Source organism: Lentzea sp. NPDC055074, from assembly GCF_053608005.1.
The window spans coordinates 393,935-411,212 of record NZ_JBSGUQ010000004.1; the positions used below are offsets into that span (position 1 = coordinate 393,935).

Here is a 17,278-nt window from a genome sequence, read left to right on the forward strand (position 1 = left end):
GCCACGCGCGGGTATTCACCCGTTCGTGGCCACTGTTGCGCATGAGGCGAGAAGACACCCCGTCGTCCAGACGCTGGGGCGCGCGGGGATGGTGTTGTACGGGATCGTGCACGTCCTGGTGGCGTGGCTGGCGATCCAGGTCGCGTTCGGTGACTCCGAACAGGCCGACTCGAAGGGCGCGGTGAGCGACATCGCCCAGGGCGGTGTCTGGCTCCTGTGGACGCTGGGCATCGGCCTCGTGTGCTTCGCCCTCTGGCAGTTGTTGCTGGCGTTCGTCGGCTACACGTACATCGGGAAGAAGCGGAAGCGCATCTCCAAGCGCATCGGCTCCGCGGCCCGAGCCATCACGGCGACCGGTATCGCGCTCGGTGCGTTCAAGTACGCGACGGGCTCCGGTGGTAGCGGAGACCAGAACCAGCAGCAGCAGGAGCTCACGGCGCAGGTGCTCGCGTTGCCCGCCGGCCAGTTCCTCGTCGGCGCCGTGGCGATCGGAATACTGGTCATCGCGGGCGTGATCATCTACAAGGGCATCAAGAAGTCCTTCGAGAAGGACCTCGACATGGCCAAGGCCCCGAAGTGGATCGAGCCGGTCGGCAGGATCGGCTGGATCGGCAAGGGCGCCGCGTACGGCGTGATCGGTGTCCTCGTCGGACTCGCCGCGATCAACGCGGACCCGCAGCAGTCCGGCGGCATGGACAAGGCCCTGAAGACGTTGGCAGCACAGCCCTACGGCATGTTCCTGCTGTCCGCCGTGGCCATCGGCATCGCCGCGTTCGGCGTCTACTGCTTCGCCGCGGCGCGCGCCCTCAAGGAGTGACTCCGGTGGCCGCGAGCCTGTGTTGATGCCGGGCCGCGGCCGCCTGCGCGTCCACCGTCATGGCCGACAGGACCTGTCCCGGCGCGACGTAGAAGACGTTGGGGCTGGCGGCGTCCGGCCCCCAGCCGGGACTCGCGCGCAGCAGCAGGAGATCACCGGGGTCCGGGCTCGCGCCCTCGAACCACGACTCCTGCTCGACTCCCGTCCGCTGCCACACGATCACGGCCTTGGCGCCGCGCCCCGCCCGTTGGGACACCTGCGCGACCGTCGCCAGTTCGGCCTCCGGCGAGACCAGGCGCAGCTCGTCCATGTGCTGCTGGTAAGAGAACCACAGCTCGTCCTGGCGCACCTTCCGGTTCTTCAGACGGCGCAGGACGATCGTCGCGAGCGCCAGGACGCCGACGATCGCGCACACGATGAGCAGGTCCAGGAACACCCGTCAATCTTTGATTCCGAACGAGCGAGTGTCAACTGACAACGAAATCAAGCTGCATCGTGTGAGGTGATCGCGCTAGCGTGCCGGGTATGTCGAGTCCTGAGGCATCGAAGGTCGGGTCTGCGGTTTAGCCGTCAGCCCCGAAAACCCCTTCGCCCCTCGGAGTTCCTCCGTGCCTTTTTCGTTGTACCTGCTTGCCCTGGCCGTGTTCGCCATGGGCACCTCTGAGTTCATGCTCGCCGGGCTGCTGCCGTCGATCGCGGCCGAGTTCGGCGTACCGGTGGGCACCGCCGGTCTGCTCACCACCGCGTTCGCCGCGGGGATGGCCGTCGGCGCGCCGTTGATGGCGGTGCTCGCCCGCAACTGGTCACCGCGCCTGAGCCTGTTCGGGTTCGTGGCCGTTTTCCTGGTCGTGCACGTGGTCGGTTCCTTCGCGACGAGCTTCGCCGTGCTGTTGGCGTCCAGGGTGCTCGCCGCACTCGCGAACGCCGGTTTTCTCGCGGTGGCACTGACAACGGCCGCCTCGCTCGTCCCTCCGCAACGCCGTGGACGGGCGCTCGCCGTGCTGCTGGCCGGTACGACGGTGGCCGTGGTCGCCGGTGTGCCGGCAGGTTCGTTGCTCGGCACCGCGTTCGGCTGGCACGCCACGTTCCTCGCGGTCGCCGCGCTCTGCGTGCCGGCGGCGATCGGTGTCCTCACAGGGATTCCGGCGCAACGGGAGCGGATCGCGCCACCCGCGTTGCGTCCGGAGCTCGCCGAGCTCGGCAAGCCGAGGCTGCTGCTCGTCATCGCTCTCGCGGTGCTCGTGAACGCGGTGACGTTCGGCCACTTCACCTTCCTCGCCCCGGTGGTGACCGAGGTCGCCGGGCTGGGCGAGTGGTGGGTACCGGTCGCGCTGGTGCTGTTCGGCGTCGGGTCGTTCGTCGGTGTCAACGCGGGCGGCAGGCTCGCCGACCTCGCGCCTCGTCCCGTGGTGGTACTCGGCACGCCTGTGGTGCTGGTCGGCTGGCTGAGCCTCGACGTGCTCGGCCGGGAGCCGATCGTGTTGCTGCTGCTGGTCTTCGTGCTCGGCGCGGTGTCGTTCGCGGTCGGCAGCACGGTGATCGCACGGGTGCTGCACCACGCGTCCGGCGCGCCCACGATGGCCGGCTCCTACGCGACCGCCGCCCTGAACATCGGAGCCGCGGTCGGGCCTGCCGTGCTTTCGTTGTGAGGCAATGAGAACGGGGCCGTGCACCTCGGGCAGGAGGTGTACGGCCCCGTTGTCTGCGAGAGGTCTAGAAGGCGCTCTCGTCGATGTCCATCAGCGCGTTGTCGGTCTGCTCGGCGATCTTGCGGCGCGAGGAGAGCTCCGGCAGCACGGTCTTCGCGAAGAACGACGCCACCGCGATCTTGCCCTCGTAGAACGCCTTGTCCTTGGCGGACGGCGTGCCGCCGAGCTTCTCGAGCGCGACCTCGGCCTGGCGCAGCAGCAGCCAGCCGACGAGGACGTCACCCGCGGTCATCAGCAGGCGGACCGAGTTCTGGCCGACCTTGTAGAGGTTGCGGACGTCCTCCTGCGAGGTGGTCAGGAAGCCGACCAGCGCGCCGAGCATGCCCTGCAGGTCTTCGAGACCCTGCTTGAGCAGCGCCCGCTCCTCCTTCAGGCGACCGTTGCCGCCCTCGTTGTCGAGGAACTTCTGGATCTCGCCGTTGATGAACGTGAGCGCCTGGCCCTTGTCGCGGATGATCTTCCGGAAGAAGAAGTCCAGCGACTGGATGGCCGTGGTGCCCTCGTACAGCGAGTCGATCTTCGCGTCGCGGATGTACTGCTCGATCGGGTACTCCTGCAGGAAGCCCGACCCGCCCAGCGTCTGCAGCGACTGCGCGAGCTGCTCGTACGCGCGCTCCGAGCCGACGCCCTTGACGATCGGCAGCAGCAGGTCGTTGACCTGTGCCGCGAGCTTCGCGTCGTCGCCGCCGAGCATCACCTTGTCCTGCTGCGTCGCGGTGTACAGGTACACGGCGCGCAGGCCCTCGGCGTACGCCTTCTGCAGCATCAGGCTGCGGCGGACGTCCGGGTGGTTGGTGATGGTGACGCGCGGCGCGGTCTTGTCCGTCATGCGCGTCAGGTCGGCGCTCTGCACGCGCTCCTTGGCGTAGGACAGCGCGTTCAGGTAACCGGTCGACAGCGTCGCGATGGCCTTGGTGCCGACCATCATGCGGGCGTACTCGATGACGTCGAACATCTGCGCGATGCCGTCGTGCACCTCGCCCAGCAGCCAGCCCTTGGCCGGGACGCCGTGCTGGCCGAACGTCAGCTCGCACGTCGTGGACGCCTTGAGGCCCATCTTGTGCTCGACGTTGGTGACGAAGGCGCCGTTGCGCTCGCCCAGCTCACCGGACTCCGGGTCGAAGTGGAACTTCGGCACCAGGAAGAGCGACAGGCCCTTGGTGCCCGGCTTCGCCTCGACGCCTTCGCCCTCGGGACGCGCGAGCACCATGTGCATGATGTTCTCGGTCAGGTCCTGGTCGGCGGACGTGATGAAGCGCTTCACGCCGTCGATGTGCCAGGAGCCGTCCTCCTGCTTGAAGGCCTTGGTGCGGCCGGCGCCGACGTCGGAACCGGCGTCCGGCTCGGTCAGCACCATCGTGGCGCCCCAGCCGCGGTCGATCATCAGCTGCGCCCACTGCTTGTCGCGCTCGGTGCCGTTGTTGTAGACGACCGTCGCGAAGCTCGGGCCCGCCAGGTACATGTAGACGGCCGGGTTCGCGCCGAGCAGCAGCTCGGAAGCGGCCCACGTGACCGACGGCGGCGTGCCGAAGCCACCCAGCTCGTTCGGCAGGAACAGGCGGTACCACTCGCCGTCCCACACCGCCTGGTACGACTTCTTCAGCGACTCCGGCAGGGTCGCCGAGTGCGTCGCCGGGTCGAACACCGGCGGGTTGCGGTCGGCGTCGACGAAGGAGTCGCCGAGGACACCCTCCGCGAGGTTCTTGACCTCGGCCAGCACGCTGCGCGCGGTGTCCTCGTCGGACTGCTCGAACGGCCCCGTGCCGAGGTGGTCCTGCACGTTGAAGACCTCGAACAGGTTGAACTCGAGATCCCGGACGTTGCTCTTGTAGTGGCCCATCTCGTCAGCTCACTCCTCAGGGTCGCGGCGGGGTCGCCTACTGACCGGTAACAACAGAGTATTACCCGACAGTAACCCCGGCAAGGCCGACCACCCACTGGTGGCGAATCAGACACTCCTCCGCGTGGCCTGAATCGGGCATGAGTGCCGGTCAGACGCGTATCGGGCTTCGGAGAGCCTCATGGGGAACGAGGGCGCGGCTGGGCGGGTGAAGTGGCAGATCTGGGGGTTCGGGGGCCGTTTCGGACGGCGCGGCGCGCGGTGAAGCCGGCTGTGCGGGCGTGATGGGACGTCTTCGGTGCGGTTGCAGCGCCGCGAGCGGTTGCTCGGCTGATGCGAGCCGCGCGGCTCTCAGACCCGCACCGGACGCTCGGGGACCATCTCCAGGAGCGCGGGGTTCGTGCGTTCGGCGAAGCTCACGCTCCGAGGCAGCATCACGGCCTCGTAGGCCCGGACGCCCTCGTGAACGCCGTGCTCCGCGATCGCGAGCGCCAGCTCGGCCGCGTCCTGCATGGCGAGGTTCGCGCCGACGCCCAGCGGCGGCTGCAGGTGCGCCGCGTCGCCGAGCAGCGTCACGCCGGGGGTGTGCTCCCAGGTGTGGGGTACCGGCAGCGAGTACAGCGGCCGGTGGATCAGCTCGCCCTCGAGGAACGCCGTGAGCGACGGGTGCCAGCCCGCGTAGAGGTCTCGCAGTTCGGCGTTGGACGGCCTCCAGTCCTCACGCGCGCGCAGGCACGCGTACGCGCGGATCTGATTGCCGCTGTTGCGCTGCGACCAGATCATCAGGCCGCCGCCGTCGGCGACCATCGTCCCCTGGCCGGTGAGGTCGAGCAGTCGCTCGTCGTTGTCGTGCCGGATCTCGACGAAGAGCACACCGGTGTACTCGGGCTGGGCCGGCGACAGGGCGCGGCGCACCCGTGACCATGCTCCGTCCGCGCCGATGACCAGGTCGAACGCGGCCGTCGAGCCCTCGAGGAACCGGATCTCGCCCGGCGCCGCCGAGTCGACGCCGAGGCCCCAGGCGACGGTGCCGGGCGTGAGTGAGCCGAGCAGCAGGTCGCGGAGCTGGCCGCGGTCGATCTCCGGGCGGAAGTCGCCCTCCGCCGGTTCGTGCTCGACCAGCGCCGCGGTGGCGTGGTCGACCTTGCGCTGCTCCTGGCCCTCGAAGCGGGCCAGTGCGCGCCACTGCTCGAACAGGCCGGCGGCGCGGACGGCCTCCTGACCGCTGTCGGCGTGCAGGTCGATGGTGCCGCCCTGCTGGCGAGCCTCCGGCGAGCTCTCCCGCTCGAAGACGGTGACGTTCTCGAAGCCGTGCAGTTGGAGGACGCGGGCGCAGGTGAGGCCGCCGATGCCGGCCCCGGCGATGGCGATGCGTGGTGAGGTCATGGGATCCATGAAAGCGTATCGACTGCGAAAGTGCAATCGATACACTTTTGAACCGAATAAACCCAGGTGGTATGGTCGGGAGGTGACCGAACCCGGCCGCCGCGAGCGGAAGAAGCTGCAGACGCGCCAGTCGATCTCCGACGCGGCGACGAGGCTGTTCCTCGAGCGCGGCTTCGAGGACGTGGGCGTGAAGGAGATCGCCGACACGGCGGACGTGTCGGTCACGACGCTGTTCAAGCACTTCCCCAGCAAGGAGGCGCTGCTCTTCGACGAGGACGAACAGCAGGAGTCGGACCTGGTCGCGGTGGTGCGCAACCGCGAGGGCAGGTCGATCCCGATGGCGTTGCGCGACCACTTCGTGCAGGCGGCGCGCGGGCACGCCGACCACCCGCAGTTCGAGGTGTTCCAGCGGCTGGTGCTGGAGACGCCCGCGTTGCGCGAGTACGGGCACCGGATGTGGACGAGGCACCAGGGCGCGCTGGCCCGCGCCATCGCGGAGGAGACGGGCGCGCCGGCGGACGACGTCCGGTGTGCGGCGCTGGCCCGGTTCGCCCTGGAGGCGCGGGACGTGATCTTCGAGCGGCCCGACCGCGAGCGGGCGGCCGACGAGGTCTTCGGCTTACTCGAGCGCGGCTGGGCGGCCGATCAGCAGGCCTGAGCGGTAGGCGAGCGAGACCGCGTGCGTGCGGTCACGGGCGCTGAGCTTGCGCAGGATGCCCTTCACGTGGGTGCGCACGGTCTCCACGGAGACGATGAGCTCGTTCGCGACCTGCTGGTTCTCCAGGCCGTCCGCGATCAGCGTGAGCACCTCGTACTCGCGTTTGGTCAGCGTCGGCCGGTCCTTCGGGCGCAGGTCGGGGTGCACGTAGCCACGTGAACGGCAGGTTTCGGCTATCACCCGCACGATCTGCTCCGGCTGGGCGCTGCGCGGCACGACGCCGCGGACACCCGCCTCCAGTGCCGTCGTGACGTAGTTCGCGTGCGAGTGGGCGTCGCGGACCAGCCCGATGACGAGAAGGGTCGGATCGCGCTCGACGAGCAGGCGGGCCAAATGGCCCACCGGGTCGAGCACGGAATCGATGAGGAGCACGTCGGGACGCAGGCGTTCGTGCAGGCGAACGGCCGCGTGCAGATCGCCGGTCGACCCGAGCCAGCGCAGGCCGGAAGTGCGTCTGACCAGTGCGGACAGACCTTCGCGGTAGAGCGGCACGGGGTCGATCAGCGCGACGCCGGGAGCAGGCCGGCTGGGCGGGAGCATCAGCACCTCCGTTCGTGCTTCCGGAGGAGTGACGTCGTTACCTCTTCCGCGTGACGCGGAATCTCGCCGGGAACGGGACCGGGAATGACAACAGGCCAATTCGGTTCACGTGGATGAACAAGGGTCACGAATGTGATTCAAGACCGCCGAAGGTCTTCCGCCGCGGGGCAACAGTCTCGTAAGACCTACGTCACATATCCCGTGCGGATGTGCCAGGTTCCGCCGCCATGAGGCCTGGTGCTCTCGCGGGCACACGTGTGTGCACGCAAGGAGGTCACATGGGCACCCTCGATTGGATCGTGGTTGTCGGCTATTTCTTCGTGATGGTCGGGATCGGGCTCTGGTCGCGCGGGCGAGTCCACAACATCGCCGACTTCTTCACGGCAGGCGGCAAGATGCCGTGGTGGTTGTCGGGCATCTCCCACCACATGTCGGGCTACAGCGCCGTGATGTTCGTGGCGTTCGCCTCTGAGGCGTACCGGCTCGGACTCACCGTCTACGTCTGGTGGTCGCTGACGATCGGCATCGGCGTCGGCATCGGTGCGTTCCTGTTCGCGCCCAGGTGGAACCGGTTGCGCGCCAAGCACGACGTGAAGTCACCGCTGGAGTACCTGGCCAAGCGGTACAACCTGCCCACCCAGCAGGTGATGGCCTACGCGGGCGCGCTGCTCAAGGTCGTCGACATCGCCGCCAAGTGGGCGGCCGTCTCGATCCTGCTGCGCGGTTTCGCGGGCGTCCCCATCACCTGGGGCATCATCATCATCGGCCTGGTCACGATGGTCTACTCCGTGCTCGGCGGCCTCTGGGCCGACGCGCTCACCGACTTCGGCCAGTTCATCATCCAGGCGGCAGCGGGCTTCGCGATGCTCTTCGCCGTCGCCGGCACGCTCGGCTGGGACTTCCCCGTGACGATCTGGGACAAGCTCCCGGACAGCCACAGCGACCCGCTGGCGGGCCCGTACACGTCGACGTTCCTGATGGCGCTCTTCCTGATCAAGACGCTCGAGTACAACGGCGGCATGTGGAACCTGGCGCAGCGGTACATGGCCGCGCCGTCCGGCTTCGCGGCCAAGCGTTCCGCGCTGCTCTCGTCCGCGCTGTGGCTCGTGTGGCCGCTCGTGCTGTTCTTCCCGATGTGGGCGGCGCCGCTGATCGTGCCGGGCCTCGAGGGCGCGCAGGCGGAGAACGCCTACATCGAGATGGGCAAGCAGATGCTGCCCGCGGGCATGATCGGCCTGGTCCTGGCCGGCTTCTTCTCGCACACCATGGCCATGGTCTCGTCGGACGCGAACGTCATCGCCGCCGTGATCAACCGGGACATGCTGCCGCACCTGTGGAAGAAGGTGAAGACGTTCTCGGCGGACAACCAGCTGAAGCTGGCCCGCATCACGACGTTCGCCTTCATCGGCATCAGCATGATCATCGCGATCGCCTCGGGAGGCCAGGGCTTCGTGCTCAAGGTGGTGGTCGACCTGGTCGCCGCCACGATGGGCCCGATCGCGATCCCGTTGATGCTCGGCCTGCTGCCTTGGTTCCGCAGGGTCGGGTCGACCGCGGCGATCGCCTCGGTCGTCGGCGGCCTGGGCATGTGGGCGTTCCTCTACATCGAGCAGATGAACAAGGCCGCCTGGGTCACCAAGGGCGTGCTCGTGTCGTGGCCGCTGCTGCTCTCGCTCGTGCTCTACCTGTCGATCGGCTTCCTGAAGAAGGAGCCGTCGACCGAGCGCGACGTGCTGCTCGACTCGCTCAACTCCGATGAGCCGGAACCGGAGAAGGTGAAGGCGTAAGCCTTTCGTTCCGCATGATCCTCGCGGCGGCGCACCCGAACAGGGTCGCCGCCGCGAGCCACACGTAGGGCATGGGCGTGCCGGTGTAGGTCTGCGCCGTGCTCGCCAGCACCACCGTCGCACCCGCGACCAGCCCGGTCGTGTGCGTGACGGGGAAGTCGCTCCGCAGCACCGTGACGACCGCGACGGGCACGAGCAGGAAGCCGTAGGCCAGCACGCGCGTCATCAGGTTGGCGTGGTCGGTGATCTCGTACTGGAGTGCGGGGAGGGCGAGCACCGTGAGGACCACGCCCAGAGCGAGCCCTCGTGCGAGGCTCTTCACGCTTTGCCCTTGCCAGCTACGCGTCATGCGCTACAGGACGTATGTGTGGCGCATCGGTTGCCGTGGCGTGCGTCATCGTCACGAGACTCTTGTTGCTCGCGCATGCACAGTGGATGCATGGGTAAGTGGTCTCCTGCAGACGACGAGGAACTCGCCACCGGCTGGCGGCTCTGGCTGGAGCTGAGCGACCGCGTGTGGCCGGACCCGTCGTGGGACGGCACACCGGCAGACGCCATCCGTCAGGTCCGGTCGCTGCTCGCCGTGTGCGAGGAGATCCGGCTCTCCTACCTCGCGGAGACCCCGCGCCCTTCCGTTGCTCTGCTGCAGCTCCTGCAGTCGATGTCGTTCGTCGCCTCGTTCGCGGTCGACCTGTGGCACGACGACACACACCCGTTGGACGTCGAGCGCGCCGAACTGCTGCACGGCGACCTGGCGTCGTTCGCGGACCACGTGGCCGGTGTGCGCGCTGCACTCGCACGCGGCGGTGGCTGGGTCGAGCTCGACCGCCGGCCGTGGGGCCTGCCGGTCGACTGATCGCCTCTGGAATGCCGAAGGCCCTCTCGACGGAGAGGGCCTTCGGCATTTGTCGCGGTGTCGCGGAAACCTAGACGATCAGGTCGGCTTCGATTCGCTTGAGCTGGTGCCGGGCCAGCGCGAGGTTCGCGTTGTCCCTTTCCAGCACCAGGTAGAGGAAGAGCGAACCCCTGTTCTTCACGCCACCCATCAACCGGATCAGGTGGTACTGCCGGTGGAGCGTGATCAGGATGTCCTCGATGGTGTCGCTGAGGCCGAGCGACTGCATCACCCGGAGCTTCGAGCGGATGACCTCGGTGTTCCCGGCCGCCGCGATCTCCAGGTTCAGCCAGTCACCTCCGCCGCTGGTGCCGAGCGACATTCCGCTGTCGTAGTCGACCAGCGCGACACCGACAGCGCCGGAGATGGACATGGCCTCTTTCAACGCGGTATCGATGTTCATCAAACTCCACTTCCCTATGTCGTCTGGTGACCAAGGCGGCGCATCCGATTTGCCGTGTCTCGGTCGTGTGCGGACCTGCCTCCAAGAAGAAGGCATCATTGACGAGAGCCATGAACCGATCGTGGACATGTGCTGCGACCATTTTTCGCGCGGGCGTCTACGCGGACAGAATCGCGCCGACCCGTTCGATCACGGGCCGCGTCTCGTGGAGGAGCCGCCCTAGGTTCAGCCCTTTGTCTCCCAGTACGACCATCAGCGACAACCTTCCGATGGCGTACACGGCCATGTAGCCCTCGCTGCCGAACACCACGGTCTGACTGAGTGTGCCCAGGCCGATGACCTCGGCCGCCTGTCGCGCGATGCCGAGGTCGGCGGCGGCCAGCGCGGAGATGTGGGCGGGGTCGATGTTCTTCGCCACGTCGGCGACGATGGGAATTCCGTCGGACGCGGCGATGACCGTGTCGGTCACTCCGGCGACGTTCTCGCGGAGCTTGCGCAGCTCCGCGCTCAGAGCGTCGTAGTCCAATTCACTCCCTTTCAGAATCGGAAATGTCGAACCGCTCAGGACAAACATCACACCTCCGAAGACTTCAGGGAGATTCCGAGATCCGGTCGCACTTCCGCCCGTGGGCGCAGCGCGGCCAGTCCCCAGTGCGAACATCGGAAAGACGTCGCGGGCGTGGCGATTTCGAGCAGTCCATCAGCGAGCATCAGGGCGATCTCGACGGTGACCGGGTAGAGACTCCGCCCCAGCGCGAACGCCAGGTCACGCGCGGTCCGCCGTCCGTCGGCGAGCGCGACGATCTCCCGTCTTTCAGCAGTCGAAGCCTCGTCCGCGGCCCCGCCGGGGATCACACGATCCCGGTACGGCGACAGGGAGAACGAGGCGATGGCCTCCAGCCGGCGACCGGTGGCCGCCAGCAACAGGTCCGGCGCGACACCTTCCGTCGCAGGTAGCAGCGGCGGATCGCTGCCCTCGTCGACGACGTGCGTCTCGATCTCACCTACGGCCGTGGCGAAAGCCCCGTCCTGCAGGCCGTCCATCACCAGGTCCTGGAGCTCGGCGGCGCCGATGACCCCACGACCCACGAGCGCCGCCTGCAGCGACCGCGTCTCGACGCTCTCGACGAGAGCCGCGGTCCAGTCCCCTTCCTCGATCCGGCCAGAGCTGAGCAACAACGACTCCACTCCGGGCGATCCAGGGCTTTCCACCGAGATCACCGCGCCGCCGCGCAAATGAAACAGTCCACCCGCATTGCCTGCAATGCGCAACGCTCCGGTGACTCGATCCGCGTGACACTGCGCCAGGGCCTGCGCGAGGACGTCGAATGCGGCTCGATTTTCGCGTCTCAGGGGTGACTCCGGGTGAATTCGGACTAACAGAGCGGGGTTGTCTTGTGTGCTGATCACTCGTTCGGGCACTGAGCCTGATATCGAAAGAGCGACCGGCCGAGCTACTTCTTACCCGCCGACACCGCCAAGCCATGCCATGCGTCACCTGATCGAGTGAAGCATTCCAGCCGAACCGGCCAGCATTTCATCCCCGATAAATGAACCGCCCGAAGGCGCCCCCCGGCCATGACGTCGCCATACGCGCAACCAGGAGATCAACCACACGAGCCAGAGCCCAACAGCAACAGAAACCTGTCATCCAACTAGCAAGTACCGAGACAAAGGCAAACCAGACAGGGCCCCAGGGACACATCGACGCGTGGCCGACGCGTGGCCGACGCAAGGGGTCCGGGCAAGGGGGCCGCGGCGAAGCCGCCGGCGGGGGTCCGGGGGCGAAGCCCGCCGGCTGGGGGTCTGGGGGCTGGGCCCCCAGAAAACACCGAAACCGGAGCGGCCTGCGCGTTCCGCAGGCACACTCCGGCACCGGTTTCGAGCGGGTGACGGGAATCGAACCCGCCTCTACAGCTTGGGAAGCTGTCGTTCTACCAATGAACTACACCCGCGTGAGCAAGCTCGTCGCCGATCATACACAGAGCGGACACGAGGGGTGCCACCGTCTTCGGTTAGCCTGTCCGGGTGCTGCTGAGTGACCAGGATCTGCGCAAAGAGGTCGAGTCCGGCCGTCTCGCCCTCGACCCCTTCGACGTCGAGATGCTCCAGCCGTCGAGCATCGACGTGCGGCTGGACCGGTTCTTCCGGGTCTTCAACAACACCAAGTACACGCACATCGACCCCTCACAGCAGCAGGACGACCTGACGAGCCTGGTCGAGACGCCCGCGGGTGAGCGGTTCGTGCTGCACCCCGGTGAGTTCGTGCTCGGCAGCACCTACGAGATGGTGACGTTGCCGGACGACCTGGCGGGGCGCCTCGAGGGCAAGTCCAGCCTCGGCCGGCTCGGGCTGCTGACGCACTCGACGGCGGGTTTCATCGACCCCGGTTTCTCCGGCCACATCACGCTGGAGCTGTCGAACGTCGCGAACCTGCCGATCACGCTGCACCCCGGCATGAAGATCGGGCAGCTGTGCCTGTTCAAGCTGTCGAGCCCGGCGGAGCACCCGTACGGCTCGAAGCAGGCGGGCAGCCGCTACCAGGGGCAGCGCGGGCCGACGCCGAGCCGCGCCTACCTCAACTTCCACCAGACCGACACGCGCCGCTAGCCCAGGTCGCCGTACCGCTCCAGCACGCGGCGGCGCAGTTCGGGATCGGTGCGCGGCACGGGTTCGAGGAAGATCTCGTCCAGGTCGGGGAACTCCGTGCGCAGCTCCGCGGAGATGCGCACGCACGCGTCTTCCAGCTGGTGTGCGGTCAGCGCGTCGTCGAAGTCGAGGCGTGCGCAGAGCAGTACGCGATCGGTGCCGATGAGCATCGTCAGCACGTCCACGACGGCGTCGACCTCGGGCACCTCGCCCAGCCTGCGCCAGATCGCCTTCACCATCACCGGGTCTGCCTGACGGCCGATGAGCAGGCCGCGGTTCGTGCGCGCCAGCACGTAGGCGACGGATGCGAGCAGGACGCCGATCGCCAGTGACGCGAGGCCGTCCCACAGCGACGAGCCGGTCAGCTGGTGCAGCCCGAGGCCCGAGAAGGCGAGGACCAGGCCGATCAGGGCGGCCGAGTCCTCCAGGAACACCGTCTTCACGGTCGGGTCGTCGGAGACGCGCAGGAAGTCCCAGAACCCGCGGCCGTGCGCGGCCGACTCGGAGCGGACCTGCCGGAACGCCTGCGTCCACGAGATCGACTCGAGGGCGAACGCGAGGCCCAGCACGATGTAGCCGACCAGCGGGCGGGTCTGTTCCTCCGGCTCGCCGAAGACCGTGCGGAAGCCCTCGTAGAACGCGAACATCGCGCCCGAGGCGAAGATCGAGACCGCGGCCAGCAGCGACCAGAAGTAGCGCTCCTTGCCGTAGCCGAACGGGTGGCGGCGGTCGGCCGGGCGGTCCGAGCGGCGGAGCGCGGTCAGCAGGAGCGCCTCGGTGAACGTGTCGGCGACCGAGTGCGCGGCCTCCGAGAGAATCGCGGCCGAACCGGTCAAAACGCCTGCAATGGCCTTCATGACCGCAATCGCCAAATTCACCAGCAGGGCCAGTACGACGGTGAGGCTGCTTTCGCCCGACCCCTGCGGCTTCTCGCTCATGGGTGATCACCCTAGGCCTCCTGACGTGCGCGCACCCGTCGTGGACGGTGGGCCGACCCGGCTGCTGGGAATGGCGAGGGAAATCGCAGCCGCAAGTCACACGAAATCGTTCGGGCGCCCAGAACGGGAATCGAGATGGCCGGGGTGCCGGACGAGGCGCGCCGGCGTCCCCGTTACTGCATTCGAGTGACATTCGGCGGAGAGGGCAACATCCCGCACCCCTGGGGTGTCTTACATGCGGGATCTGCACCGGGGGGAACGCTGATCACCAGGGGGTAAGACGGAACGGCCCGCGTCCGGGAGAGACGCGGGCCGTTCTGCATGCGGGCGCAACTACCATTGCGGGATGGGCAACCGTGGTGCGGACGACACCGATGCCGAGGTCGAGTCGTGGAGGGCCATGGTTCCGGCGATCGATCCGGTGGTCGAGGGCGTGGTCGACCGGGTGCACCAGATCAGCAAGTACCTCGACTTCCTCGCCACGGAGATCGCCGCTCCGCACGGCCTCAACCGCGCGGACTACGAGATCCTCGCCCGGCTCTTCTGGATCGGGCCGCCGCACCGGCTGACGCCCAAGCAGCTCGCGAACGGCACGTTGAGTCCGGCCACCACGATCACGAGCCGCCTCGACCGGCTGGAGAAGGCGGGTCTCGTGGTCCGCGAGCTCGACCCGAGTGACCGCCGCTCGTTGCCCGCGACGCTGACCGACGCGGGCCGCGAGATCTTCCTGCAGATCGTCGCGGGCCAGGCCGAACGGGAGCGCGACCTCTTCACGGTGCTTCCGGGCGGTGACCTGGAGCAGCTGCGCGAGCTGTTGCGCCAGGTCATGGAGGTGCTGTCCGGTGAGCTCGGGCCCGCTCACCGTCGCACCCGGCTCGCGCTCGACAGCAAGGAGTAATTGCTACGAACTCGTACTATCCGATATCGTGCTAACTGGCATGAGAGGGAGGGGTGCGGGATGGGTGGCTATCCACTGTCGGAGTGAGTGACGGGGATCACGCAACACTGGAACCCCCGGGATCCGATTACCCAGATGGAGTAGTTGGATCCTGGGGGAACAAGTGAAGAAGCTCTTCGCCGTCACGACGACGGCCGCCTTCGTGCTGAGCGCGGCGGGTACGCCCGCGCTCGCACAGGAGGAGAAGGTCTCCATCAGCGGTCTCGTCTGGCTCGACCGCAACGGGGACAAGGTGGCCGGGGCCGACGAGCCCGGCCTCGCGGGCGAGAAGGTCGTGCGGATCACCAAGTCCGGCGGTGAGCTCGTCGGCGAGTACACGACCGACGACAAGGGCGTGTACTCGGCGAAGGACCTGCCGGCGGGCAAGTACCACGTGAACTTCATCCGCAGCCGCTACCTGCCCACCGGCCGGAGCAGCGCCACCACCGAAGGTGGGACCGTCGACTTCGGAGCGAGGGGCTTCGGCATCGCGGGCCATTCCTTCTTCGACCGCAACAAGGACGGACTGCGGCAGGCGGACGAGGACCTGCTCTCGCCGGGAACGCTCAACGGCAAGCCCATCGCGGTGTCCCGTGAGGACGGCGCTTTCAGCGTCGACGACCTGCCTGCCGGCGACTACGAGTTCGTCGCGGCCGACTACACGCAACGCGGTCTGGCGCTGGTCGAGCCGAAGGGCACCCTGCCGATCGACTGGGCCACCGGCACGCTCCGGTTCAAGCTCGGCGAACTCGAGGGTCCCGGCCCGCTCGACGCCGTCTACTTCGAGGCCAGGGCCGACATCGCGGTCGCGGCCGCGGTCACGCCGGTCAAGAAGACCTACACCGTCGGCGACCGGATCGACGTCGAGGTCACGCTCTCCAACAAGGGCGACGTGCCTGTCACGCCCTCCGTCGTCATGGCCGAGTTCGCCGTGAAGTTGTTGAAGCACAGCGACAACGTGAAGTTCGTCGACGGCCGCGACGACGACTTCGAGACCACCACCAAGATCCTTCCCGGTCAGCAGGCCGTGGTCACGTTCCAGGTCGAGCTGAACGACGTCACGTTCGACGAGGTGTGGCCGATCGTGCGCTTCAACTTCGGCCACCTCAAGGACGTGGACCGCAAGAACAACGTCGTGCGTCTGCCGGTCGAGGTCGTGGAGAAGGGCGCGGAGACCACCGCCCCGACCACGACGTCCGAGACCTCCGCCACCGCCGCGCCGGCCACCACGACCACGCAGGTCGTGGCACAGGCGGGCAGCAGGTCCGGCCTGGCGTCGACCGGTGCGTCGCCGCTCGGTTTCATCGGTCTCGGCGCCCTGCTCCTCGCGGCGGGCACGAGCGCGTTCCTCATCGCGCGCCGCCGCCGCTCCTGAACAACCAAGTCCTTTGGGGGACAACGTGAAGAAGCGTTTCACAGTCGCGACGACGGCTGCCCTCGTACTGTCCGCGACGGGTGCTCCCGCCCTCGCGCAGGACGAGACGATCAGCATCACCGGCCGGGTCTTCCTCGACCGCAACGGCAACGGCACCTTCGACGAGGGTGACGGTGTGCGGGTGGGCGGGCCCGGTGTCCGGATCACCGGCGAGGACGGGTTCACGACGGACCTCCCGGTCGGTCCCAGTGGCATGTACAGGGTCCAGAAGCTGAAGAAGTCCACGTACAAGGTGGAGACCCTGGACCTCGTCAACTACACCACCGCCAAGAGCTCCTACACGACCTCGGAGACGGTGACCGCCGGCGACTTCGCGCTGGTCGGGCAGGTCGTCAAGGGCATCGCGTACGTCGACGCCAACGGTGACGGCGCGAAGCAGGCGGACGAGAAGGCCGTCACCGAGGGGCTCAGGGTCACGGGCAACGCCAAGGACGGTTCGCCGGTCGACGAGACCAGGACCGCGGGGGCGGACGGCGCGTACCGGTTCGACCTGCAGCTCGGCGACTACACGCTCACGGCGCCGCTGCTCAACAACGAGAACCTCGTTCTCGGCAAGCCCGCGGCGGCGACCGACATCGACTGGGCCACCGGTACCCGCAAGCTCACCGGTCCGTCCGAGCAGGTCGACCTGCGCTACATCACCGCGGCCGCGAACATCACCGTCAAGGGTTCGCTCGTGCCGGCCAAGGACACCTACCTGGTCGGTGAGGAGATCACCGCGAAGGTGCAGCTCGTCAACACCGGCAACGCGCCGGTCATGCCGACGATCGGGCTGGGCCAGTTCCACGCGAAGGTGTTGCGCCACAGCGACAACCTCGAGGCGGAGGGCGCCACCCAGTTCGAGCTGAAGCACCGGATCGTTCCCGGAGCGACGGAGGAGATCGAGCTGACCTTCGTGCCCACCGGCACCATCTTCACCGGTCTGCAACTGGTCGTGTTCGACACGATGCGCGCGCTGCGGGACGTCGACCCCAGCGACAACGTCCTGAAGATCTCGACGAAGGTCGTCGAGAAGGGTGCGGAGACCACCGCGCCGACCACGACGACCACCGCGGCGCCGGCCACGACCACCACCACTACGCAGGCCGTGGCGCAGGCGGGCAACAAGTCCGGTCTCGCGTCGACCGGTGCGTCACCGCTGGGCTTCCTCGCCCTCGGCGCACTGCTGCTCGCGGCGGGCACGAGCGCGTTCTTCTTCGCGCGCCGCCGCCGGTCCTGAACACC

General features: G+C 67.9%; 17 protein-coding genes, 1 tRNA gene and 1 pseudogene. 9 read left to right on the forward strand and 10 right to left on the reverse strand.

From position 1 onward, the window contains the following. Positions 1-25 precede the first annotated feature (25 nt). Positions 26-817, forward strand: coding sequence for a DUF1206 domain-containing protein (locus ACWF7A_RS12325; protein WP_452250499.1), 792 nt, complete (start codon positions 26-28; stop codon positions 815-817). Here the strand turns inward: ACWF7A_RS12325 and ACWF7A_RS12330 are convergent. Further along, entirely contained in the window at positions 807-1,253 is a 447-nt protein-coding gene (locus ACWF7A_RS12330) for a hypothetical protein (protein ID WP_452250500.1), read from the reverse strand. The two genes, ACWF7A_RS12325 and ACWF7A_RS12330, sit on opposite strands and share 11 nt — an antisense overlap. Positions 1,254-1,425: 172 nt before the next feature. Here ACWF7A_RS12330 and ACWF7A_RS12335 point away from each other — a divergent pair. Then, positions 1,426-2,454, forward strand: a pseudogene (locus ACWF7A_RS12335) (Cmx/CmrA family chloramphenicol efflux MFS transporter); the annotation flags it as partial. Between the two features lie 76 nt (positions 2,455-2,530). On the opposite strand, the gene ACWF7A_RS12340 reads toward ACWF7A_RS12335, so the two are convergent. Next, the gene (locus tag ACWF7A_RS12340) at positions 2,531-4,366 is read right to left on the reverse strand and encodes an acyl-CoA dehydrogenase (protein WP_452250501.1); all 1,836 of its coding nucleotides are present in this window, start codon (positions 4,364-4,366) and stop codon (positions 2,531-2,533) included. Between the two features lie 351 nt (positions 4,367-4,717). Beyond that, positions 4,718-5,752 (reverse strand): FAD-dependent oxidoreductase, encoded by a 1,035-nt coding sequence (locus ACWF7A_RS12345; RefSeq protein ID WP_452250502.1) that lies wholly within the window; start codon positions 5,750-5,752, stop codon positions 4,718-4,720. A gap of 82 nt (positions 5,753-5,834) precedes the next feature. Here ACWF7A_RS12345 and ACWF7A_RS12350 point away from each other — a divergent pair, with 82 nt between their 5' ends. After that, a complete protein-coding gene (locus ACWF7A_RS12350; RefSeq protein ID WP_452250503.1) occupies positions 5,835-6,410 on the forward strand; it encodes a TetR/AcrR family transcriptional regulator in 576 nt (191 codons plus the stop codon). Here ACWF7A_RS12350 and ACWF7A_RS12355 read toward each other — a convergent pair. Continuing rightward, positions 6,372-7,010, reverse strand: a complete 639-nt coding sequence (locus ACWF7A_RS12355; protein WP_452250504.1) for a LuxR C-terminal-related transcriptional regulator — start codon at positions 7,008-7,010, stop codon at positions 6,372-6,374. The genes ACWF7A_RS12350 and ACWF7A_RS12355 overlap by 39 nt on opposite strands. A gap of 278 nt (positions 7,011-7,288) precedes the next feature. Between ACWF7A_RS12355 and ACWF7A_RS12360 the strand changes: the two genes are divergently transcribed. Further along, the gene (locus ACWF7A_RS12360) at positions 7,289-8,797 is read left to right on the forward strand and encodes a sodium:solute symporter family protein (protein WP_452250505.1); all 1,509 of its coding nucleotides are present in this window, start codon (positions 7,289-7,291) and stop codon (positions 8,795-8,797) included. Here ACWF7A_RS12360 and ACWF7A_RS12365 read toward each other — a convergent pair. Further along, positions 8,757-9,119 carry a hypothetical protein gene (locus ACWF7A_RS12365; RefSeq protein ID WP_452250506.1) on the reverse strand — a complete coding sequence of 121 codons (363 nt, stop codon included), beginning with the start codon at positions 9,117-9,119 and terminating at the stop codon, positions 8,757-8,759. The two genes, ACWF7A_RS12360 and ACWF7A_RS12365, sit on opposite strands and share 41 nt — an antisense overlap. A 117-nt stretch (positions 9,120-9,236) precedes the next feature. Between ACWF7A_RS12365 and ACWF7A_RS12370 the strand changes: the two genes are divergently transcribed. Then, positions 9,237-9,653 (forward strand): hypothetical protein, encoded by a 417-nt coding sequence (locus ACWF7A_RS12370; RefSeq protein ID WP_452250507.1) that lies wholly within the window; start codon positions 9,237-9,239, stop codon positions 9,651-9,653. Between the two features lie 70 nt (positions 9,654-9,723). On the opposite strand, the gene ACWF7A_RS12375 is transcribed toward ACWF7A_RS12370, so the two are convergent. From ACWF7A_RS12375 to ACWF7A_RS12390, 4 genes are all read right to left on the reverse strand, one after another. After that, positions 9,724-10,095: a hypothetical protein gene (locus ACWF7A_RS12375; protein ID WP_363848570.1), complete on the reverse strand. Its 372-nt coding sequence runs from the start codon at positions 10,093-10,095 to the stop codon at positions 9,724-9,726. 157 nt (positions 10,096-10,252) lie between these two features. Then, complete coding sequence (locus ACWF7A_RS12380; RefSeq protein ID WP_189157385.1) at positions 10,253-10,621, reverse strand: roadblock/LC7 domain-containing protein; 369 nt, start codon at positions 10,619-10,621, stop codon at positions 10,253-10,255. 47 nt (positions 10,622-10,668) lie between these two features. Further along, positions 10,669-11,307, reverse strand: a complete 639-nt coding sequence (locus tag ACWF7A_RS12385) for a hypothetical protein (RefSeq protein ID WP_452250508.1) — start codon at positions 11,305-11,307, stop codon at positions 10,669-10,671. 672 nt (positions 11,308-11,979) lie between these two features. Next, positions 11,980-12,050, reverse strand: a tRNA-Gly gene (locus ACWF7A_RS12390). Between the two features lie 73 nt (positions 12,051-12,123). Between ACWF7A_RS12390 and dcd the strand changes: the two genes are divergently transcribed. Then, positions 12,124-12,705, forward strand: coding sequence for a dCTP deaminase (gene dcd / locus ACWF7A_RS12395; RefSeq protein ID WP_452250509.1), 582 nt, complete (start codon positions 12,124-12,126; stop codon positions 12,703-12,705). On the opposite strand, the gene ACWF7A_RS12400 is transcribed toward dcd, so the two are convergent. After that, on the reverse strand, positions 12,702-13,682 hold the full coding sequence (locus ACWF7A_RS12400) for a cation diffusion facilitator family transporter (protein ID WP_452250510.1): 981 nt from the start codon (positions 13,680-13,682) through the stop codon (positions 12,702-12,704). The two genes, dcd and ACWF7A_RS12400, sit on opposite strands and share 4 nt — an antisense overlap. 346 nt (positions 13,683-14,028) lie before the next feature. On the opposite strand from ACWF7A_RS12400, the gene ACWF7A_RS12405 reads away from it, so the two are divergent. The 3 genes from ACWF7A_RS12405 to ACWF7A_RS12415 all read left to right on the forward strand — a co-directional run bounded on the left by ACWF7A_RS12405 (position 14,029) and on the right by ACWF7A_RS12415 (position 17,273). Next, the gene (locus ACWF7A_RS12405; RefSeq protein ID WP_452250511.1) at positions 14,029-14,580 is read left to right on the forward strand and encodes a MarR family winged helix-turn-helix transcriptional regulator; all 552 of its coding nucleotides are present in this window, start codon (positions 14,029-14,031) and stop codon (positions 14,578-14,580) included. Positions 14,581-14,743: 163 nt separating this feature from the next. Beyond that, on the forward strand, positions 14,744-15,994 hold the full coding sequence (locus tag ACWF7A_RS12410; protein ID WP_452250512.1) for an SdrD B-like domain-containing protein: 1,251 nt from the start codon (positions 14,744-14,746) through the stop codon (positions 15,992-15,994). A 25-nt stretch (positions 15,995-16,019) separates the two neighbouring features. Further along, positions 16,020-17,273, forward strand: coding sequence for an LPXTG cell wall anchor domain-containing protein (locus ACWF7A_RS12415; protein ID WP_452250513.1), 1,254 nt, complete (start codon positions 16,020-16,022; stop codon positions 17,271-17,273). Positions 17,274-17,278: the final 5 nt, after the last annotated feature.